This window comes from Actinopolymorpha sp. NPDC004070, from assembly GCF_040610475.1.
Taxonomy (GTDB): domain Bacteria; phylum Actinomycetota; class Actinomycetes; order Propionibacteriales; family Actinopolymorphaceae; genus Actinopolymorpha.
The window spans coordinates 407,633-428,651 of the sequence record NZ_JBEXMJ010000004.1; the positions used below are offsets into that span (position 1 = coordinate 407,633).

A 21,019-nucleotide genomic window follows, 5' to 3' on the forward strand; every position below is an offset into this window, starting at 1 on the left:
CGCGGCCACTGGCGGGTTCCGTAGGCTCGGCCACCATGAGCAACACCGCCCCCGGTGGCGGCTCCCCCGGCTCCGGCGGTTCCGGAGCCGCCACCGACGGTCGCCGGGTGTCCCTCGCCTCCGCCACCGGGCGGTGGGTATTGACCGCGGCGATCCTCGGTTCCGGCATGGCCCTGCTGGACGGCACGGTGGTCACCATCGCGCTGCCCGCCATCGGGCGCTCCCTCGGCGGCGGGCTGCTGGTCCAGCAGTGGGTGCTGGACGGCTATCTGCTCACTCTCAGTGCGCTGCTCCTGCTCGGCGGTGCGCTCGGCGACCGGTACGGCCGGCGGCGGATGTTCACGCTCGGTCTGGTCGTGTTCACGCTCGCCTCGCTGGCCTGCGGGCTGGCGCCCACCGGGCCGGTACTCGTGGCCGCCCGGCTCGCCCAGGGAGTCGGCGGCGCCCTGCTCGTGCCCGGCAGCCTCTCCCTGATCGACGCCTCGATCCACTCCGAGGACCGGGGCCGGGCAGTAGGAACCTGGGCCGGCCTCACCGGCGTGGCCGCGGCGGTCGGCCCGTTCGTAGGCGGCTGGCTGGTGGTGGCCGCGTCCTGGCGGTGGGTCTTCCTGATCAACCTCCCGATCGCCGTGGTCGCGCTGGCGCTGACCGTACGGCACGTGCCGGAGAGCCGGGCGCCGACAGGGGCCCATCGGCTCGACGTGCTCGGCACCGTCTGCGTCGTCGCGGGACTCGCGGGCCTGACGTACACACTGATCGAGGCACCCGCCCAAGGCTGGGTGCCCGCGACCATCGTCGCGGTGGTCCTCGGCGTCGCGGGCCTGGTCGCCTTCCCGCTGGTGGAGCGGCGTTCGCCCGATCCGCTGCTCCCGCTGGACATCTTCGGCTCCCGGCAGTTCAGCGGCGCCAACCTCACCACGCTCGCGGTGTACGCCGCCCTGGGCGGTGCGTTGTTCCTGCTGGCGCTGCAACTGCAGCAGTCCCTCGGCTACTCCGCGCTGGCCGCGGGCGTTGCCAACCTGCCGTTGACGGTGCTGATGATGCTGCTCTCCCCCAGGATCGGCGACCTCGCCCAGCGCATCGGCCCCCGGCTGCCGATGACGATCGGGCCGCTGGTCGCCGCGGCGGGCCTCGCGCTGATGGCGAGGATCGTGCCGGGTACGTCGTACTGGACGGTTGTGCTGCCCTCGGTCGTGGTGTTCGGGCTGGGCCTGTCGATCACCGTGGCGCCGCTGACCTCCACCGTGCTCGCGTCGGTGCCGGAGGCGCGGGTGGGCACGGCGTCGGGCGTCAACAACGCGGTGGCGCGCACCGCGGGCCTGCTGGCGGTGGCGATCCTGCCGCCGGTCGCGGGCGTGGCCATGGGCGGCGGCCCGCTGGGGCCGGGCTACGGCCGGGCGATGGTGATCGCGGCGGTGGTGTGCGCGGCGGGCGGCCTGGTCGCGTGGGCGACCGTACGCCGCGGAACACCGGTCGACCACCACCCGCTGGCCGGGCTGCAGCAGTGCTGCGGCGACCCCGCCACCCGCTGCGCCCACGAGGCGCGGCCCACCCGCTGACCCCGGCCCTTCGGGACCTGGGCCCGACCGGCGGGGCCGGACCTCAGCCGACCAACCGGTCCCGCAGCACCTGTGCCCGGTCGGCTCCGAACCCGCCGCGTTCGAGGTAGCTCGCCACTCCGCCGTACCTGCTGTCCAGGTGATCCAGCGTGGTCAGCATCACCTCCGGCGGCGTCGGCTGGAGCCCGCGCATGATCTCCCGCACCCGCGGATCGCTGATGGCCGCGAGCGTGGCGGCGTTCTCCTCCGCGAGCCGGCCCTCGGTCAGGGCATAGTCGGCGGCGATGGTGGCCGTCTCCACGCCGGCGAGGTGCAGCGCCATCGCGACGACCATCCCGGTGCGGTCCTTACCCCCGGCGCAGTGCACCACCACCCCGCCGGGCGGGGCGTCGGCGATCGCGGCCACGGCCGTGGCGAACAGTTTCGGCCGCAGGTCGAGCATCGCCGTGTAGATCTCGGCGAGAGTGAGCCACTCGTGGTCGGGGTCGGCGGGGTTCTGGACGGGCACGTGACAGTGCAGCGGCGTACCGGCGAACGGACTGGGCGCTCGCTCGCACTCGACGTCCCGGCGCAGGTCGATGACGCGGCTCACGCCGTACGCGTGGACGGCGGCCACACCCTGCTCGGTGAGGCGGTGCGGGCTGTCGGTGCGGATCAGCGCGCGGTGCCGGATCGCCCGGCCGTCGCCGGTCGGCAGGCCGCCGAGGTCACGCGCATTGCGGCAGTCGGGCCAGTCGAGGTGCCGGGACGGAAGGCCGTCCAGGTCGACCGCGACCTTCACGTCGCCGGAAGAAGAGTTCTGTGGACCGTGCGCTGCCGTACCAGCCATCTGTGCGGTGCACCCCTCACTGCCCGTTCACCGCCGCGCCCGGCGCGCGGCGACCGGCCCCCAGCCTACGCAGCGGGAGCGTCGGTACGGGGTGAGTGTTCGGGAACGGTCAGGGCCTCGGAACAGTACCGAACCAGCACAGAACCAGCACCGAACCAGTACCGCGGAACCGACCGGCTCAGCGCGTGATCAGCGGGTCCAGCGCGACCGCCACGAACAGCAGCGCGAGGTAGAGGTTGGACCAGTGGAAGAAGCGCATCGGCCGCAGCGCGGTCCCGGACTCCCCGCGTGCCACCCGGCGTACCAGCGCGAACGCCTCCACCATGACGACGGCGCCCAGCACGGCCGCGGCGACGGGGTACAACCAGCCGGTCGGTGCGATCGGCCACAGCGCCAGGGAGGCCAGCACCGTGGCGGCGGAGTAGGCCACCACCTGCCAGGCGACGGCGCGCTCGGTGGCGACCACCGGCAGCATCGGCACACCGGCCTCGGCGTAGTCCTCGCGGTAGCGCATCGCCAGCGTCCACGTGTGCGGCGGTGTCCAGAAGAACACCACCAGCACCAGCGCCAGCGGCGCCCAGTCGAGGGACCCGCGCACCGCCGTCCACCCGATCACCACCGGGAAGCAGCCCGCGATGCCGCCCCACACGATGTTCTGTGACGTACGCCGCTTCAGCACCAGCGTGTAGACGAGGATGTAGAACGCGTTCGCGGCCAGCGCGAGCCCGGCCGACAGCCAGTTGACGAAGAAGCCCAGCCACAGCGTGGCGACCAGGCCGAGCACGATGCCGAAGACCGCGGCGTTACGCGGGCCCACCGCGTGCCGGGGCAGTGGCCGGCGGCGGGTGCGGCGCATCCGCTCGTCGATGTCGCGGTCGAGTACGCAGTTGAGGGTGTTGGCGCTGCCCGCGGCGGCGATGCCGCCGATCATCGTGGCGAGCACCAGGCCGAGCGACGGGACGCCTCGCTGGGCGAGGAACATCACCGGCACGGTGGTGACGAGGAGGAGCTCGATGATGCGCGGCTTGGTGAGCGCGACGTACGCCGACACGACGTCGCGCCAGTGTGCCCGGCGCGGCGGGGAGGTGCCTCCGTCACCCGCATTCGGCCCCGCGGAGTGGTGGCCCGAGGTGTGCGACCCCGAGGTGGTGGGGCCAGAAGCGAGGGGGCCGGAGTCGACTGCCGCCACGAACACCTCGTCACCAGGAGTACATATCGGCCGGACGGTCCGGCCGCACGATCGCCGCAAGTCTAGGAGCCGTTCCCCGGTGGGCCGTCCCCGGGCTTGCGGTGGCCCGCCGGCCGGGGCTCATACCCCCACAGTTCGGGCACATCGGCGAAGGTGGGGCACGGTTCCGGCGTCCCGGGCGGGGTAGACCCGACGACTGCGCCGCACCGCGCGGCAACGATCTCGCTCCGAGCGGGTCGCGCGGTGGACGGCGCGGCCGCGCGAGCAGATCCGCACGTGGGTAGGCTCGCAAATGATGGCTTCCGCATCCTCTGACAGGAGTCGATCAGCCGTATGACTTCCAGCGACGCACCTGCCCCCCTCGACTGGACCGACGTGGACAAGCGGGCGGTGGACACCATCCGCGCGCTCGCCATGGATGCGGTCGAGAAATCCGGCAACGGCCACCCCGGCACCGCGATGAGCCTGGCGCCCGCGGCGTACCTCCTCTTCCAGCGGCTGATGCGCTACGACCCGGCCGACCCCGACTGGATCGGGCGCGACCGGTTCGTGCTCTCGGCCGGACATACCAGCCTCACGCTCTACATCCAGCTCTTCTTCGCCGGCCTGCTCGATCTGGAAGACCTCAAACACTTCCGCAAGTGGGGCAGCCGCACCCCCGGTCACCCCGAGCACGGGCACACCGCAGGGGTGGAGACGACGACCGGGCCGCTCGGACAGGGGCTGGGCAACGCCGTCGGCATGGCCATGGCCGCCCGCCGCGAGCGTGGCCTGCTCGACCCGGACGCCCCGGCCGGCCAGAGCCCGTTCGACCACCGGATCTACACGATCGTCAGTGACGGTGACATCGAGGAGGGCATCAGCCACGAGGTCAGCTCGCTGGCCGGTCACCAGAAGCTCGGCCACCTGATCGCGTTGTACGACGAGAACAAGATCTCCATCGAGGACGACACCACCGTCGCCTTGTCGGAGAACGTCGCCGAGCGCTACGAGGCCTACGGCTGGCACGTGCAGACCGTGGAGTGGAAGCGCTCCGAGGAGTACGTCGAGGACGTCCAGGCGCTGTACGACGCCTACGAGAAGGCGATCGCCGAGACCGACCGTCCGTCGCTGATCGTCCTGCGCACCATCATCGCCTGGCCCGCACCGCACGCCCAGAACACCGGCAAGGCGCACGGTGCCGCACTCGGCGCCGACGAGGTGGCCGCGACCAAGCGCATCCTGGGCTTCGACCCGGACAAGACGTTCGTGGTGGAGGACGAGGTCCTCGAGCACGTACGCAAGGTGCGCGAGCGCGGCGGCCAGGCGCACCGGGACTGGACCCGCGCCTTCTCCGCCTGGCGGACCAAGAACCCCGAGCGCGCCCAGTTGCTGGACCGGATGCGCGAGCGCCGGCTGCCCGAGGGCTGGGCCGACCGGATCCCGACGTTCGAGGCGGGCAAGGCCGTCGCCACCCGCAAGGCCTCCGGTGCGGTGATCTCCGCGCTCGCCCCGGTGCTGCCGGAGCTGTGGGGCGGCTCGGCCGATCTCGCGGAATCCAACAACTCCACGCCCGACGGCGAGCCGTCGTTCATCCCACCGGAGTACTCCACCAAGGAGTTCGCCGGAGACTGGTACGGCCGGGTGCTGCACTTCGGCATCCGCGAGCACGGCATGGGCGCGATCCTCAACGGCATCGCCCTGCACGGTGGGACGCGGCCCTACGGCGCGACGTTCCTGGTGTTCAGCGACTACATGCGCCCGGCGGTGCGGCTGGCGGCGCTGATGCAGCTGCCGGTCCTCTACGTCTGGACGCACGACTCGATCGGCCTGGGCGAGGACGGGCCGACCCACCAGCCGATCGAGCACCTCGCCTCGCTGCGGGCGATTCCGGGACTGCAGATCATCCGCCCCGGCGACGCCAACGAGACGGCGGCAGCGTGGCAGTTCGCCCTCTCCCGGCCCGACAGCCCCAAGGGGTTCGCGCTGTCCCGGCAGAACCTCCCGACCTTCGACCGTTCGGAGGGCAGCGGCTTCGCGCCGGCGAGCGAGGTCGGCCGCGGCGGCTACGTCCTGGTCGACGCACCGGGTGACGCGGTGCCCGACGTGATCCTGATCGCGACCGGCTCCGAGCTGCAGATGGCGGTGGCCGCCCGTGAGCAACTCGCCGAGGAGGGCATCGCGGCACGGGTCGTCTCGATGCCGTGCGTGGAGTGGTTCGACGCGCAGGACAAGTCCTACCGCGACACCGTCCTCCCGCCGACCGTGCGGGCCAGGGTGTGCGTCGAGGCCGGCATCGCCCAGCCGTGGTACCGCTTCGCCGGTGATGCCGGCCGGATCGTCTCGATCGAACACTTCGGGGCCTCGGCGGATTACCAGACCCTGTTCGAGGAGTTCGGGTTTACGGCGGGCACGGTGGCGCAAGCCGCCAGGGAGAGCCTGGCGGCGGTACGCGGCTGAGCCCGACACCCACACAGCTAAGGAGACTCGATGAACGACCGACTTGCCGCACTGTCCGACGCGGGCGTGGCCGTCTGGATCGACGACGTCTCGCGTGGCCGCCTCTCCACCGGCAACCTCGCCGAACTCGTCGCCGACAAGCACGTCGTCGGAGTGACGAGCAACCCGACGATCTTCGCCAAAGCGGTCGGGAACGCCGACGACTACGCCGAACAGACCCGCGATCTCGCCGCCCGGGGCGTCGACCTCGAGGAGGCCGTGCGCGCGATCACGACGTACGACATCCGCTGGGCCTGCGACGTCCTGCGCCCGGTCTACGACCGCACCGACGGCGTCGACGGCCGGGTGTCGCTGGAGGTCGACCCGCGCCTGGCCAAGCACACCCTGAAGACCGTGGCCGAGGCACGCGCCCTGTGGTGGCTGGTCGACCGGCCCAACCTCTTCATCAAGATCCCGGCCACCCGCGAAGGGCTGTCGGCGATCACCGCCGCGCTCGCCGAGGGCATCAGTGTCAATGTCACGCTGATCTTCGCCCTCCAGCGCTACCGGGACGTGATGAACGCGTTCATGACCGGGCTGGAGAAGGCCAAGGAGAAGGGCCTCGACCTGAGCCGCATCGGCAGCGTGGCGTCCTTCTTCGTCAGCCGGGTCGACACCGAGTACGACAAGCGCCTGGACAAGATCGGCACCGACGAGGCCAAGTCCCTGAAGGGCAAGGCGGCCATCGCCAACGCGCGGTTGGCGTTCGAGGCGTATGAGGAGGTCTTCTCCTCCGACCGGTGGAAGGCGCTGGCGGCCGCCGGTGCGAAGCCGCAGCGGCCGCTGTGGGCGTCCACCTCCACCAAGGACCCCAACATGCCGGACACGATCTACGTCACCGAACTGGTCACCGACGGTGTGGTCAACACCATGCCGGAGGCCACGCTGAACGCGTTCGCCGACCACGGCGAGGTACGGGGGGACACCGTGCGCGGCCGCTACGACGAGGCCCGGCAGGTGATCGCCGATCTGGAGAAGCTCGGCATCAGCTACGACGAGGTGGTCGAGCAGCTCGAGGTCGAGGGCGTGGAGAAGTTCGCGGCCAGCTGGAAGGAACTCCTCGACACCGTACGCGCCGCGCTCGAGGGGGGAAACAAGAAGTGAGCGCCGAAGGGCTCACCGTCGAGGTCACCCGGCCCGCGGAAGACACGGTCAGCCGGCTGGTCGAGGACCAGGTGGCCTCCAGGCTCGCCGCGAAGGACGCCACGCTGTGGGGCCCGGACGCCGAGCCGGAGGCGTCGGTCCGGCTGGGCTGGGTCGACCTCCCGCGTACGTCCCGGCCGCTGCTGGCCGAGATCGAGGCGCTGCAGGCGCAGCTGCGCCAGGAGGGCCTGGACCACATCGTCCTGTCCGGCATGGGCGGCTCGTCGCTGGCGCCGGAGGTGATCACCGCCACCGCCAACGTGCCGTTGACAGTGCTGGACTCGACCGACCCGTCGGTCATCGCGCGGGCGATCCGCCAGGACCTCGACCGCACCGTCCTGGTCGTGTCGAGCAAGTCCGGGTCGACCGTGGAGACCGACAGCCACCGGCGGGCCTACCTCAAGGCGTTCGCCGACGCGGGCATCGACGGCCCCAGCCGGATCGTCGTGGTCACCGACCCGGGCTCGCCGTTCGCCGAGCTCGCCGAACGTGAGGGCTACCGCAAGGTGTTCCTCGCCGACCCGAACGTCGGCGGCCGCTACAGCGCACTGACCGCTTTCGGGCTGGTTCCGGCGGGGCTGGCAGGCGCCGACGTCGCGGAGTTGCTCGATCAGGCCGAGGCCGTGCTCCCGACGCTGGCGCAGGACAGCGCCGACAACCCCGCCCTGGCCCTGGGCGCCGCTCTGGGCGCCGGGCACCAGGCCGGTCGGGACAAGGTCGTGCTGGGTGAGGGAACCACCTCCGTCACCGGGTTCGGCGCGTGGGCCGAGCAGCTCATCGCCGAGTCGACCGGAAAGCTCGGCCGCGGCCTGCTGCCGGTCGACGTCGGCGGCACCTCCGCCACCACCCCCGGCTGGGCGAACCCCGGACCCGACGTCACCCCGGTGGCGATCGGCGCCCCCGAGCAGACCGTGCCCGGTCTGGTCGTGACCGACGGTTCGCTCGGCGCGTTGTTCCAGCTGTGGGAGACGGCGGTCGCGGTCGCCGGCCGGCTGATCGGGATCAACCCCTTCGACCAGCCCAACGTCGAGGAGGCCAAGAAGGCCGCCCGTTCGCTGCTGGACCAGCCGCCCACGCAGGAGTCCGCTTCATCCCCCGCCTTCGTCGAGGGCGCGGTCGAGGTCTACGGCGACGACAAGGTGCTGGCCGGTGCGAGCACCGTCGAACAGGCCCTGGCCGCCATCGTCGAGGCGGTGCCCGACCACGGCTATCTCGCGCTGCTGGCCTACCTCGACCGCGACGCCGACGCCGAGGCCGCCCGTCTGCGTCCTGCCCTCGCCGCCTCGGTCCCGTTCCAGGTGACCTTCGGCTTCGGGCCGAGGTACCTGCACTCGACTGGGCAGTACCACAAGGGTGGGCACCCCAACGGCGCGTTCGTGGAGATCACCGGGGCCGTCACCGACGACCTCGAGGTCCCCGGCCGGCCGTACACCTTCGGGCAGCTGATCTACGCCCAGGCCGTCGGCGACCTCGGCATTCTGCGGGACAAGGGATTCCCCACCCTGCGATTCCACCTGACCGACCGGTCGGCCGGTCTCACCCAGCTGCTGGACGCGGCCGGAAAGGTGCGCACATGACCGACGCAGGAGGAAGGACCGAGGCCGGCTCCCAGCGGGGCGCCGGCTCCAACATCGTGGGGGTACCGGCCGACACCGAGCCCCTGCACCGGCCGATGGCGGCGGTGACGACGGCCGAGACCAACCCGCTGCGCGACCCGCAGGACCGCCGGCTCCCGCGCATCGCCGGCCCGTGCGGACTGGTGATATTCGGCGTCACCGGCGACCTGGCCCGCAAGAAACTGATGCCGGCCGTCTACGACCTCGCCAACCGCGGATTGCTTCCGCCGGGGTTCGCCCTGGTCGGCTTCGCCCGGCGCGACTGGGAGCACGAGGATTTCGAGCGCGTCGTGCACGACGCGGTCAAGGAGTACGCCCGGACGCCGTTCCGCGAAGAGGTGTGGAAGCAGCTGTCGGAGGGCTTCCGGTTCGTACCCGGCGAGCTCGACGACGACGCGTCGTTCGAGCGGCTGCGCGCCACCATCGACGACCTCGACCGCGAACGCGGCACCAACGGCAACCACGTCTTCTACCTCTCGGTGCCACCGAAGTTCTTCTCGGTCACCGTGCGCCAGCTGAAGAAGCACGGCCTGGCCGACCAGGGCGAGGACCACTGGCGACGGGTCGTGGTGGAGAAGCCGTTCGGGCACGACCTGGCCAGCGCACGCGAGCTGAACGCCATCGTCTCGGAGGTCTTCTCCCCCGAGCAGGTCTTCCGCATCGACCACTACCTCGGCAAGGAGACCGTCCAGAACATCCTGGCGCTGCGTTTCGCCAACCAGTTGTTCGAGCCGGTCTGGAACTCCAACTACGTCGACCACCTGCAGATCACCATGGCCGAGGACGTCGGCATCGGCGGCCGGGCCGGCTACTACGACGGCATCGGCGCGGCCCGCGACGTGATCCAGAACCACCTGCTCCAGCTCGTCGCGCTGACCGCGATGGAGGAGCCGGTGAGCTTCGACGCGGCCAGCCTGCGGCTGGAGAAACAGAAGGTCCTGGCCGCGATCCAGCTGCCCCGCCGGCTCGACCTGCACACCGCGCACGGGCAGTACTCCGAGGGCTGGGCGGGCGGGATAAAGGTACGCGGATACCTCCAGGAGGAGGGTATCCCGCCGGACTCCCGGACCGAGACCTACGCCGCGGTCAAGCTGGACATCGACAACCGCCGGTGGGCGGGCGTCCCCATCTACCTGCGGACCGGCAAGCGGCTCGCCCGCCGGGTCACCGAGGTGGCCGTGGTGTTCAAGAAGGCGCCGCACCTGCCGTTCGCGTCCACCGCGACCGAGGAGCTGGGCAACAACACGCTGGTGATGCGGATCCAGCCCGACGAGGGGATCACCCTGCGGTTCGGCTCGAAGGTGCCGGGCAGCCAGATGGAGATCCGCGACGTGACGATGGACTTCGCCTACGGCGGCGCGTTCACCGAGTCCTCCCCGGAGGCGTACGAACGACTGATCCTCGACGTGCTGCTCGGCGACTCACCGCTCTTCCCGCAGCACGAGGAAGTGGAGCTGTCCTGGCGGATCCTCGACCCGATCGTCGACTACTGGGCCGAGCACACCAAGCCCGAGCAGTACCCCGCCGGCACCTGGGGGCCGGCGTCCGCCGACGAGATGTTGGCCCGCGACGGCCGGGCCTGGAGGCGTCCGTGATCATCGATCTGTCCGGCACCACCGCGAGCAAGATCGCTTCCGCGCTGGTCAGGGCGCGCGCCAGCTCGGGCAGCCCGGCGATGGGCATGGTGCTCACGCTGGTGGTCGTCGCCGACGAGAGCAGCCACTACGACGCCCTCCGGGCGGCGATGGAGGCGGCGAAGGAACACCCGTCCCGCATCCTCGGCGTCATCCCCCGCGGCGGTCGCGGCTCGGCCCGGCTGGACGCGGAGGTCAGAGTCGGCGGCGAGGCCGGCTCCGGTGAGAGCGTCCTGCTCCGCCTGTACGGCGAGCTCGCCCGGCACGCCGAGTCGGTGGTGATGCCGCTGCTGCTGCCGGAGTCGCCGGTGGTCGTGTGGTGGCCGAACAAGGCGCCCGAGGTGCCCTCGCAGGACGCCGTGGGCCGGTTGGCGCAGCGGCGGGTGACCGACTCGGCGGCCTCGCGCCGGTCGCTGGAGATGCTCATTTCCCACTGCGGCAGCTACCAGCCCGGTGACACCGACCTGTCGTGGACCCGTATCACCCCGTGGCGGGCCCTGATGGCGGCCGCGCTGGACCAGCCGCACAGCCGGATCACCGGCGCGACCGTCGAGGCCGAGCGCGGCAACGCCAGCGCCGACCTGCTGGCCGCCTGGCTGTGCCGGCGGCTGCGGGTGCCCACCAAGGTGAAGTCCAGCCGGGGGCCGGGCATCACCGCGGCCCTGCTGCACACCGACGCCGGCGACATCGCCATCACCCGGCCCGACGGCCGGCTGGCGCGGTACTCCGTGCCCGGCCAGCCCGAGCGCCACGTGGCCCTGAAGCGGCGGGACACCTTCGAGTTGCTGGCCGAGGAGTTGCGCCGCCTCGACCCCGACGACGTGTACGCCGAGACCGTCTCCGAACTCCTCGACCGGGCACACGGAAAGGGCAAGGGCTCGGCCAACGGGTCCGTGCGTACGTCCGCCGACGAGCGTTCCGCGAGCGGGTCCGGCGGTGACGGAGCGACCGGTACCGACGCGCCGGCCCGCCCGGCGAAGAAGTCGGCTGCCGACCGCGCGCCTGCCGAGGACGCGCCGGAGCCCGCCAGGAAGGTGGCCAAGAAGGCGGCCAAGAAGGCGGCGAAGAAGGCCCCCGCCGAGGACACCGCGGCCAGGCAGGCACCCGCGAAGAAGGCCGCAGCCAAGAAGGCCGGTGCGACGAAGGCGCCGGCGAAGGAAGCCGCCGCGAAGAAGGCCCCCGCCAGGGAGGCGGCGAAGAAGGCGCCCGGCCGGAAGGCCGCCGCCGAGCGGGCGTCCGCCCCGAGGAGCGCCGGCCGGTCGGCGCGCCGTCGTACCGACTCGGACGGCGCCTGATGGGTGCGCCCGAGGTGGTGGTCCACGCCGACAAGGACCTCCTGGCCCGCGCCGTCGCGGCCCGCCTGGTGACCCGGCTGGTCGACGGCCAGGTCGGTGGGCGCACCGCGCACGTGGTCCTCACCGGCGGCGGCATCGGCACCGCCGTCCTCGCCGCACTCGCCGACGCACCGGCCCGGGACGCCATCGACTGGTCGCGCCTGGACGTCTGGTGGGGCGACGAACGCTTCGTGCCGGCCGGCGACCCCGAACGCAACGAGACCGGAGCGCGGGCGGCCCTGCTCGACCACGTGCCGATCCCCGCGGACCGAGTGCACCCGATGCCGGCCTCGGACGGGCCTGCGGGAGACCGTCCGGAGGACGCCGCCCGCTGGTACGCCGAGGAACTCCGCGCCGCGGCCCGGCCGGAGGACCACGGGCCGGTTCCGCGGTTCGACGTCCTCATGCTCGGCGTGGGGCCGGACGGGCACGTCGCGTCGCTCTTCCCCGAGCATCCCGCGGTGCACGAGGAGGAGGAGTCGGTGGTCGCGGTGCACGGTGCGCCGAAGCCGCCGCCGACCAGGTTGTCGCTGACGTTCCCCGCGCTCAACGCCGCCCGCGAGGTGTGGTTCCTGGTGGCCGGTGAGGAGAAGGCCGGTGCCGTGCGCCTCGCCCTGGGCGGTGCCGGACCGGTGCAGATCCCCGCGGCGGGCGTACGCGGCCGGCAGCGCACCCTGTGGCTGCTGGACCGTTCCGCCGCGAAGGAACTTCCCGTCGAGCTGACCCGGCCCACCGAGCACTGACCCGGCCGCAATGGCCCATGGGCACCGACCCGCGGCCGGCCCGGCCTACCGGGCGGTGGCCGAGGAAGACGCCGTACCCCGCCGGGTCCGCTGCCTGCCGCGCACCGCGCACCAGCGGCGGGAAGAACGGGTTGGCGATGTCCGGGACGACCAGCGCGATGGTGGCGCCGGTGGACAGCCCGCGCGCCACCGCGTCGGGCGGTAGCCAGCTCCGCGGCCATGGCGCGGACGTGCGCCACCGTCGCCGGGGCGCAGGAGTTCGGGCCGGCCGAACGCCCGGGAGACGGTGGCCCGCGACATCCCGGCCGCCTCCGCCACCTCGCGGATCGTCGGAGCCACGTCCCGCCGCCGGGCAGCGTTGCTCATCCGGTGCCCGACCTGCCTGTGCGCCTGCTCATCCGTCGCCTGTCCCGGAACGCCTGCTCAGCTCGCGACCGCGACCGGGCCGCCGACGGTGACGGACTCGTGCACCGCGGCCAGGATCGCCGTCACCCGCCGGCTCTCGGCCAGGCTGACCAGCGGCGGAGTCCCGTCTACGACGCAGCCGATCATGTGACCGACCGCGTACGCCAGCGCGCCCGCCGGCACGCCGTGCAGCACCGGCATGATCGAGATGCGGGGGTACTCGAACTCCGTGGGCGTGGCCACCTCCACCTGGTCGTCCTTGCGGTCCAGGTGCACCACGCCGTGCTCGCCGACCACCTCGATGAACGAGTCGGTCATCGTCGGGTAGGTGTCGGGGTAGATCCAGCAGGACTCGAACGTCGCCACCGCACCGGAGGCGAACCGCACCTGCGCCTGGATCGCGTCCGGGGTGTGCACGCCCCGGCCGTCGAGCACTCCCCGCACGGCCGTGGCGTACACCTCGACCGCGCGGTCCTCGCCGAAGAACCAGCACACCAGGTCGATGTCGTGGCTGGACAGGAACCACGCGGAGGTGGTGTCGCCCGCCCAGGACAACATCTGCGTGGGTACGTGGATCCGGTCGTTCTTGCGGGCGTACGCCATCCGCGGCCGGCCGATCCGGCCCGCCTCGATCGCCGCCTTCGCCTGCGCGTAGCTCGGAATCCAGCGGTGGTTGAACGACGTCATCGCCGCGACGCCGGACCGCTCGACGGCGGCGATCACCTCGTCCGCGTCGGACAGGCTGGTGGCCAGCGGCTTCTCCACCAGGATCGCCTTGCCGGCCCGCGCGGCCTCGACCGCGATCGCGGTGTGCAGGTGGTCCGGGGTGGCGACGATGACCAGATCGACATCGGTACGCCCGAGCAGCGTGCGGTAGTCGTCGGTGGCCAACTCCGCGCCGTGCCGTCGGGCGACCTCGCGCGCGGCGGTGTCGGGCACGCTCGCCACCCCGACCAGCCTCGCGCGCGGATCGGCGGCCACCACCGCGGCGTGCGCGGCACCCATCACGCCCGCACCGACCACGGCCACACCGACCGAAGGGCGCGCGTTCTCCGTCATGCCTGCAAACGGTTGCACACCGCGAACGGACGAACAACGCTGCCAGGTTGCCGGTATCGGCATGCACGCCTGTCCCGTCCGCGATTGACGTGCAACCGCTTGCACGGAAGACTCTTCGGGCATTCCGTGCCTGTTCCGGGCCCCGTGCGGGAGGAGTGACGTGGCGACACGCGGCTGGTCGGTGCTCGGTGCCTTCACGGTGGCGGGTCCGGTGCTGTGTTCGCTCCTCGTCTTCGTCCGAAGGGTGAGGTGACCGCACATGCCCGAGGTGACTCCGGCTCCCAGCCCCGGTGGCAGCGGTGCCGACTACGCTGCCGACGGCAACGGGGCCGCGGAATCCGGTGAGTACGCCTGGATCGTCGACCATCTTGTGCGCGTCGTGCTGGCCTGGTGGCTGCGCGACGCGCCGGACCGCACCGACGGCGGCGTCTTCACCTGCTGGGACAACGCCGGCGACCGCCTGCTGTCCACCGACAAGTACACCTGGTCCCAGGGGCGCTGGATCTGGCTGCTGGCAAGCGTCGCCGACGCGGTCGAACGCGGCGTGCTGCCCGCGCAAGGTGTGCTTGACGCCGCGGACCTGCGCGCGCTCGCCGGGCAGAGCGCGGCGTTCGTTCGTACGCACGCGGTCCTGCCGGACGCGACCACGGCGTACGTCACCGACGCTGCCGGGACTCCGCGCGAGCCGTCGCCGGGTGCCGGACTGCACACCAGCGTCTTCGCCGACTGCTTCACCGCACTCGGCCTGGCCGCCTGGGCCCGGGTCGACCGGGGCTCCGACCGGGCCGATGCCGCGGATGACGCCGATGCCGCGGACGCCGCCGAGTCGGGCAAGCTGGCGTTGACACTGCTCGAGTCGGCCGCCACGCGAGTTCGGAGCGGACAGGCGCGCACCGACCCCTATCCGATCCACCCGGACTTCACCGCGCTGTCGCTGCCGATGATCTGCGTGGGCACGGCGACGGAGGTGTACCGAGCTACGCGTGCCGGCTCGGCCGCCGCGATCGCCGTCGAGGCGGCGGCCACGATCGCACACGAACTCCGCGAGGGCGACGACCTGCGAGAGCTGGTTCCTCGCGTCCCGGGCCGCGGCGACACCCTGCTCGCCCGGCACCGTACGCCGGGACACGCACTGGAGTGTCTGTGGTTCCTGCTGCACGCCGCGGACAGCGTCCGCGGGGTGGCCGACGTGCTCGGCACAGGCAGCACAGGCGGCGACCGGGCCTGGATTCCCGAGGCGGCTCTGCACGCGTTGCGGATCGGCTGGGACGACGAGCACGGTGGGCTGTTCCGGTACGCCGACCGTGACGGTGGCGAGCCCCGCGGCCAGAGCCTCGACGATTCCTACGAGGTGCTGGTCCGCGACACCTGGGACACCAAGCTGTGGTGGCCGCACGCGGAGGCGTTGTACGCGACGCGCCTGCTGGCGGTGAGGTTTCCGGCGTACGCACCCGAACTCCTGGGGTGGTACGAGCGCCTGCGAAGCTACACCTACGGCACGTTCCCCGCCGGCCGCGGAAAGGAGTGGGTGCAGATCCGCACCCGCGACGGCACACCGCTGGACCGCACGGTCGCCCTGCCGGTGAAGGATCCGTTCCACATCGCTCGCGCACTGCTCCTCCAGGCCGAGCTCCTCGCCACACCCGGCGACACCGGCCGCCGCACACCCAACGACGTCGAGAGGAAACATCCGTGACCGAACCGATCGTCCGCGTCTTTCCCGACCGTGCGAGCCTCGGCTACGCGGCAGCCGCCGACGTCGCCGCGCAGTTGCGCGAGCGACTGAACTACCAGGACTCCGTGCGCATGGTGTTCGCCGCGGCGCCGAGCCAACAGGAGACCCTGGACGCGCTCGCGGCCGAGGTGGGCATCGACTGGACCCGGGTGACGGCGTTCCAGATGGACGACTACATCGGGCTGCCGCAGGACGCGCCACAGCGGTTCGGGCAGTGGCTTCGCCGGGCGATCTTCGACCGGGTGCCGTTCAAGGAGGTGCACCTGATGCGCACCGACGGCGACCCCGACGCCCGGGCACGGGAGTACGCCGACCTGCTCGCGGCCGAGCCGATCGACCTGGTGTGCCTGGGCATCGGTGTCAACGGGCACATCGCGTTCAACGACCCGCCGGTCGCCGACTTCGCCGACCCAGCGGCGGTGAAGGTGGTCGAGCTCGACGACACCTGCCGTCAGCAGCAGGTCGACGACGGCTGCTTCCCCACCTTCGACGACGTTCCACCGCGAGCGCTCACTCTGACGGTGCCCCGGCTGCTCGACGCCGACCACCTGTTCTGCGTCGTGCCGGGGCAGGCGAAGGCGGAGGCGGTCCGGCGTACGCTGAACGACCCCATCGGCGAGGCCTGCCCCGCCACCGCGTTGCGCACGCACCCCGCGTGTGTCCTCTACCTCGACCAGGACTCCGCCGGTGAGCTCGACTGATCCCGGCACCAACCCGAAGACGAGCCCGGAGATGAGTCCACGGATGACCACGGCTCCCACGTTCGAGATCTCCGGCCGCGACCCCTCGACCGGCCGGCGATGCACGGTCGAGGTGGCGGACGGGCTGATCACGCAAGTCCACCTTGACAGTGCCGACGCCGCCGACGACGCCGACGACGCGACGACCGGCGCGGAAACCGAACCCTGGTTGGCTCCTGGCCTGGTCGACCTGCAGGTCAACGGCTTCGCGGGGTTCGACGTGAACGCCGCGGACGCAGGACCGGACACGATCGTCGCGATGGTACGAGCGTTGTGGAAGGTCGGGGTCACCACCGTGGTGCCGACCATCGTCACCGCCTCGGAGGAGCACATCGTCACCTGCCTGCGCAGGGTGGTGGCGGCGCGTGCCGAGGACCCGATGGTGCGGCACGCCGTTCCGTACGTCCACGTGGAGGGTCCCCATCTGTCTTCGGAGGACGGCCCCCGCGGCGTGCACGACGCCGCGCAGATCCGCCCGCCGGATGTCGCGGAGTTCGACCGCTGGCAGCAGGCCGGCGAGGGCCTGGTGGGCATGGTCACCATGTCGCCGCACTTCCCCGGCAGCCCGTCCTACGTCCGCGCGCTTGCCGACCACGGGGTGCTGGTGTCGGTCGGCCACACCGGTGCCACCCCCGAGCAGATCCATGCGGCCGCGGACGCCGGCGCGACCTTCTCGACCCACCTCGGCAACGGCGCGCACGCGGTGCTCCCCCGCCATCCCAACTACGTGTGGGCCCAGCTCGCCGACGACCGGCTCACCGCCGGCTTCATCGCCGACGGGCACCACCTGCCGGCGGACACGTTGGTGGCCATGCTCGCCGCCAAGGGGCCGGAACGGTCAGTCCTGGTGTCGGACGCCACCACCCTCGCCGGATCCCCGCCGGGGGTCTACCAGACACCGGTCGGCGGTGCGGTGGAGTTGTCCGCCCAGGGCCGGCTCTCCCACGTCGGTACGCCCTACCTCGCCGGCGCGGCGCGCCCGGTCACCGACGGCGTGGCCCACGTGGCGAACCTCGGCCGGTTCTCCCTCGCCGAGGCGCTGGCACTGGCGACGAGTTCCCCTGGACGGTTCGTGGGTGGCCGGGGCCGGTTGGCGGCGGGTGCACCCGCGGACCTGGTGACGTTCCACTGGAGCCCGGGCAACCCGACCTTGACAGTGGACAAGGTCGTGGCCGCCGGAACGCCGGTGGTGGGGTGAGCCTGCCCGGTGACGGGACGAGCCAGGTCGGCGCGGCGACGGTGGACGTCACGCCGCCTGCCGGGCTGGCGATGTCGGGGTTCCTCGCCCGCACCTCGCGGGCGACCGGCGCCCACGACCCGCTCACCGTCCGGGCGGTCACCGTCGACGGCACCGCCGTCGTCACCGTGGACGCCTGCGGGCTGCACGAGGACACCTGCCGGCGGATCCGCGAACGCCTGCGCGGCGAAGTCGCCGACGCGGTGGTGGCCGCCACCCACACCCACGGCGGGCCGGCCGTGGTCCCAGGCCGACTGGGCGGGCCGGTCGACCCCGGTCACCTCCGCCTGCTGGAGGACGCCTGCGTCGACGCCGTACGCACCGCACTTCACCATGCCCGCCCCGCACGGTTGCGGTTCGGCAGCGGCGCGGACCCGGGCGTGGCCCGCAACCGGCGGCGGCACGGCGGCCCGGTCGACTCCGCCCTTCCGGTGCTGGTGTGGACCGACGAGACCGGCGCGACGGTCACGATCCTCACCGCCTACGCGTGCCATCCGGTCGTACTCGGCGCGGACAACACGTTGTGGACGGCCGACTATCCCGGAGTGGTTCGCCGTCAACTCGAGCTTGCCCATCCCGGCGCCGTCGCGGTCTTCCTCACCGGATGCTGCGGCGACGCCAACACCGGCCACTCCGCCGACGCGTCCACGCTGCGGGCCAGCGACACTCGCACGTACGGCGCATGCGAACGCGTAGGCACGGCAGTAGCGCAAGCGGTCCTTGACACCCGGACGTGCCCGGTCGAAGGGCCGGTCGGCGCGAGGTCGGCCGAACTGGATCTCGAACGCCTGGACGGCAGCAGCTGGACGGGCCGGGTCAGCGTCCTCGACTGGTGCGGCATCCGGTTGGTCGCCCTGCCTGGTGAGCCGTTCGCGGCCACCGCTATGGCGCTCCGGTGCGCGGCACCGGATCCCCTTGCGGTGTTCGGGTACGCCGACGGCTGTCCCGGCTACTTCCCCACCCGCGAGGAGTACGCCCTCGGCGGGTACGAGGTGGAGCAGGCGCACCTCTACTACGGCGCGCGGGCGGCGTTCGCACCCGGCAGCGCGGAGCGCCTCGGCGCCGAGGCGCTCCGGCTGCTGGGGCTCAGCGGCTGAAGTGGATCAGCTTGTGGTTGACGAACTCCTCGATGCCGTAACGCCCCAGCTCGCGCCCGAAACCCGAGCGCTTGACCCCGCCGAACGATCGCGGCCGTTCGGTCGAGCCCGGCGATCGGTCGAGCCCGGCGATCAGTCGAGCCCGGCGATCAGTCGAGCCCGGCGACCAGTTTGTCGGCGACCCGCAGGGCGATCTCGGCGCGTTCGGCCTCGCCGAGGTCGAGACCGGCCGGGAACGGCGAGGTGCCCAGAATCAGGGCGATGACGGCGAGCTGTGCCTCGAACCGCGCGGTGGGTTCGGCGTCCGGATCACTCAGCAGGGTCACCAGCGCGAGCATGCGTTCCCGCATCCGTTCACCGCTCGGGCTGTCGCGCATCGCGTTCTGGTTGACCTGGGCGAACCTCACCAGCGGGCGCCACTGACCGTCGAGCAGTTCGGCGATCCGGCGCAGGATCTGCCGGCGGGCCTCCGTCGTCCGCGGCTGCTCCTTCGCCCACCGGACCAACTCGTCGATCGAGGTGCCCAGGTCGTCGAGTACGCCGGTGAGGATGTCCTCCTTGGTCCTGAAGTGGTAGTAGAGCGCGGGCCGGGTGATGTTCAGCCGGTCGGCCACCTCCCGCAGGGACGTCTGCTCGTATCCCTGTGCAGCGAAGAGCTCCAGCGCGACCTGCTGGATGCGTTCCCGGGTGTCACTTCGTCGCCCGGCCATGTGCGTACCGGCACTCCTCCCGCTGTCCGTGCTTGACTCCCACCTACCAACTAGCTTACTTTCCTGTAAGTAAGTTGGAGGAGAGGCCCACCGTAGGGGGAACACTATGACCATCCGGTCCTCGTCCGACCACGCCGACAGCACCGTCACTTCCGACCGCACCGTCACTTCCGACCACACCGTCACTTCCGACCGCCCCGGCCAGGCTCCGGCGTTCCCGATGGTGCGGACCTGCCCGTACGCCCCGCCGCCCGAGTACGCCGAACTCCGCGCTCGCGGCCCGCTCGTCCGGGTGCGCGCCCCGAACGGCACGGTCGTGTGGGTGGTCACCCGGTGGGCCGAGGCTCGCCAGGTGCTCACCGACCGGCGGGTCAGCACCGACTCCAGCCGGCCCGACTTTCCGGTCCTCGACGAGCGCGAGGTCACCGAGGAGCAAAGTGCGGCCCGGGACAAGCTCCGGGCGGGTTTCTTCATCGACCAGGACCCGCCCGAGCACGACGTTCTCCGCCGCATGCTGATCCCCGAGTTCAGCGTCCGCCGGATCAACCAGTTGCGGCCACGGATCCAGCGGATCACCGACGAACGCATCGACGCGATGCTCGCCGCCGGGCCGCCGGTGGACCTGGTGGCCGAGTTCGGCCTGCCGGTGCCGTCCATGGTGATCTGCGAACTGCTGGGAGTGCCGTACGCCGACCGGGAGCTCTTCCAGTCCCGCACCCGGCGCATGGTGGCCGCCTCGACCGATCCCCGGGACGGGATGCAGGCCGTCATGGAGATCCGCGACTACCTCGACGACCTGGTTCGCCGGGCAGCCGCCGCACCGGAGGACAACCTGATCGGGCGGCTCGTACGCGGACCCGTCGCGAAGGGGGACCTCACGCTGGATGCCCTTGTGGGCATGGCGTTTCTGCTGCTGGTCGCCGGGCACGAGACCACAGCGTCGATGATTCCGCTGGGTGTGTTCACCCTGCTGCGCGAGCCCGGCCAGCTGGCCGAGGTCCGCGCGGACCCGGACCTGTGGCCAAGGGCGGTCGAGGAACTGCTTCGTTACCAGTCGGTGGTGGACTGGGTGGCGTTCGACCGGATGGCCGTGGAGGACCTGGAGATCGGCGGGGTTCGGGTGAGCGCGGGCGACGGCATCTTCGTCCTCGGCGCCTCGGCCGGCCGCGACGACCGGGTGTTCGGCGATCCCGACCGGCTGGACGTACGCCGGGATGCCCGTCACCATCTCGCGTTCGGGTACGGCGTACACCAGTGTCTCGGGCAGAACCTCGCCCGTGCCGAACTCGAGATCGCCTACCGCACGCTCTTCGACCGGATCCCCGGACTGCGGACCGACCTGCCCGACGAGGAGCTGGCGTTCAGGTACGACGCGGGCATCTTCGGCATGCACAGCTTCCCCGTCACCTGGTGAACGACCCGGCGCAAGCCGCGGTTGACACCTCGGCAAGGGCCGGCCCCGCGCCACGCGTGTCGGGACCGGCCCGTCCAATATTCACTGTCCGCCCAGG

Annotated in this window: 16 protein-coding genes and 1 pseudogene; 12 read left to right on the forward strand and 5 right to left on the reverse strand. The window is 72.0% G+C overall.

What is annotated here, in order from left to right; translation table 11 throughout:
- Nucleotides 1-35: 35 nt before the first annotated feature.
- Nucleotides 36-1,559 (forward strand): DHA2 family efflux MFS transporter permease subunit, encoded by a 1,524-nt coding sequence (locus ABZV93_RS10690; protein WP_354933283.1) that lies wholly within the window; start codon nucleotides 36-38, stop codon nucleotides 1,557-1,559.
- Nucleotides 1,560-1,602: 43 nt separating this feature from the next.
- Here the strand turns inward: ABZV93_RS10690 and ABZV93_RS10695 are convergent, their stop codons facing one another.
- On the reverse strand, nucleotides 1,603-2,388 hold the full coding sequence (locus ABZV93_RS10695; protein ID WP_354933285.1) for a tyrosine-protein phosphatase: 786 nt from the start codon (nucleotides 2,386-2,388) through the stop codon (nucleotides 1,603-1,605).
- 178 nt (nucleotides 2,389-2,566) lie between these two features.
- Entirely contained in the window at nucleotides 2,567-3,577 is a 1,011-nt protein-coding gene (locus tag ABZV93_RS10700) for a heme o synthase (protein ID WP_354933287.1), read from the reverse strand.
- 333 nt (nucleotides 3,578-3,910) lie between these two features.
- Between ABZV93_RS10700 and tkt the strand changes: the two genes are divergently transcribed.
- The 6 genes from tkt to pgl all read left to right on the forward strand — a co-directional run bounded on the left by tkt (nucleotide 3,911) and on the right by pgl (nucleotide 12,525).
- Complete coding sequence (tkt, locus tag ABZV93_RS10705) at nucleotides 3,911-6,016, forward strand: transketolase (RefSeq protein ID WP_354933288.1); 2,106 nt, start codon at nucleotides 3,911-3,913, stop codon at nucleotides 6,014-6,016.
- A 30-nt stretch (nucleotides 6,017-6,046) separates the two neighbouring features.
- Entirely contained in the window at nucleotides 6,047-7,159 is a 1,113-nt protein-coding gene (gene tal, locus ABZV93_RS10710) for a transaldolase (protein ID WP_354933290.1), read from the forward strand.
- On the forward strand, nucleotides 7,156-8,775 hold the full coding sequence (locus ABZV93_RS10715; protein ID WP_354933292.1) for a glucose-6-phosphate isomerase: 1,620 nt from the start codon (nucleotides 7,156-7,158) through the stop codon (nucleotides 8,773-8,775). The genes tal and ABZV93_RS10715 overlap by 4 nt, the downstream gene beginning before the upstream one ends.
- Before the next feature lie 95 nt (nucleotides 8,776-8,870).
- A complete protein-coding gene (zwf, locus tag ABZV93_RS10720; protein WP_354933340.1) occupies nucleotides 8,871-10,409 on the forward strand; it encodes a glucose-6-phosphate dehydrogenase in 1,539 nt (512 codons plus the stop codon).
- Nucleotides 10,406-11,743, forward strand: coding sequence for a glucose-6-phosphate dehydrogenase assembly protein OpcA (locus ABZV93_RS10725; RefSeq protein WP_354933294.1), 1,338 nt, complete (start codon nucleotides 10,406-10,408; stop codon nucleotides 11,741-11,743). The genes zwf and ABZV93_RS10725 overlap by 4 nt, the downstream gene beginning before the upstream one ends.
- Complete coding sequence (gene pgl, locus ABZV93_RS10730; RefSeq protein WP_354933296.1) at nucleotides 11,743-12,525, forward strand: 6-phosphogluconolactonase; 783 nt, start codon at nucleotides 11,743-11,745, stop codon at nucleotides 12,523-12,525. The genes ABZV93_RS10725 and pgl overlap by 1 nt, the downstream gene beginning before the upstream one ends.
- A 423-nt stretch (nucleotides 12,526-12,948) precedes the next feature.
- On the opposite strand, the gene ABZV93_RS10735 is transcribed toward pgl, so the two are convergent.
- A complete protein-coding gene (locus tag ABZV93_RS10735) occupies nucleotides 12,949-13,989 on the reverse strand; it encodes a Gfo/Idh/MocA family oxidoreductase (protein ID WP_354933298.1) in 1,041 nt (346 codons plus the stop codon).
- Between the two features lie 259 nt (nucleotides 13,990-14,248).
- Here ABZV93_RS10735 and ABZV93_RS10740 point away from each other — a divergent pair, with 259 nt between their 5' ends.
- The 4 genes from ABZV93_RS10740 to ABZV93_RS10755 are packed head-to-tail and all read left to right on the forward strand — an operon-like array spanning nucleotide 14,249 to nucleotide 18,798.
- Complete coding sequence (locus ABZV93_RS10740; RefSeq protein WP_354933300.1) at nucleotides 14,249-15,685, forward strand: AGE family epimerase/isomerase; 1,437 nt, start codon at nucleotides 14,249-14,251, stop codon at nucleotides 15,683-15,685.
- Nucleotides 15,682-16,425, forward strand: a complete 744-nt coding sequence (locus ABZV93_RS10745) for a glucosamine-6-phosphate deaminase (protein WP_354933302.1) — start codon at nucleotides 15,682-15,684, stop codon at nucleotides 16,423-16,425. The genes ABZV93_RS10740 and ABZV93_RS10745 overlap by 4 nt, the downstream gene beginning before the upstream one ends.
- The gene (locus ABZV93_RS10750) at nucleotides 16,412-17,662 is read left to right on the forward strand and encodes an amidohydrolase family protein (RefSeq protein WP_354933304.1); all 1,251 of its coding nucleotides are present in this window, start codon (nucleotides 16,412-16,414) and stop codon (nucleotides 17,660-17,662) included. Before ABZV93_RS10745 ends, ABZV93_RS10750 begins: the two co-directional genes overlap by 14 nt.
- Nucleotides 17,659-18,798 carry an alkaline ceramidase gene (locus tag ABZV93_RS10755; protein WP_354933306.1) on the forward strand — a complete coding sequence of 380 codons (1,140 nt, stop codon included), beginning with the start codon at nucleotides 17,659-17,661 and terminating at the stop codon, nucleotides 18,796-18,798. Before ABZV93_RS10750 ends, ABZV93_RS10755 begins: the two co-directional genes overlap by 4 nt.
- Here the strand turns inward: ABZV93_RS10755 and ABZV93_RS10760 are convergent.
- Nucleotides 18,788-18,883, reverse strand: a pseudogene (locus tag ABZV93_RS10760) (aldehyde dehydrogenase family protein); the annotation flags it as partial. The gene ABZV93_RS10755 and the pseudogene ABZV93_RS10760 sit on opposite strands and share 11 nt — an antisense overlap.
- A gap of 64 nt (nucleotides 18,884-18,947) precedes the next feature.
- Nucleotides 18,948-19,508, reverse strand: a complete 561-nt coding sequence (locus ABZV93_RS10765; RefSeq protein WP_354933308.1) for a helix-turn-helix domain-containing protein — start codon at nucleotides 19,506-19,508, stop codon at nucleotides 18,948-18,950.
- 106 nt (nucleotides 19,509-19,614) lie between these two features.
- On the opposite strand from ABZV93_RS10765, the gene ABZV93_RS10770 reads away from it, so the two are divergent.
- Nucleotides 19,615-20,922, forward strand: a complete 1,308-nt coding sequence (locus tag ABZV93_RS10770) for a cytochrome P450 (RefSeq protein WP_354933310.1) — start codon at nucleotides 19,615-19,617, stop codon at nucleotides 20,920-20,922.
- The last annotated feature ends 97 nt before the right edge of the window (nucleotides 20,923-21,019 follow it).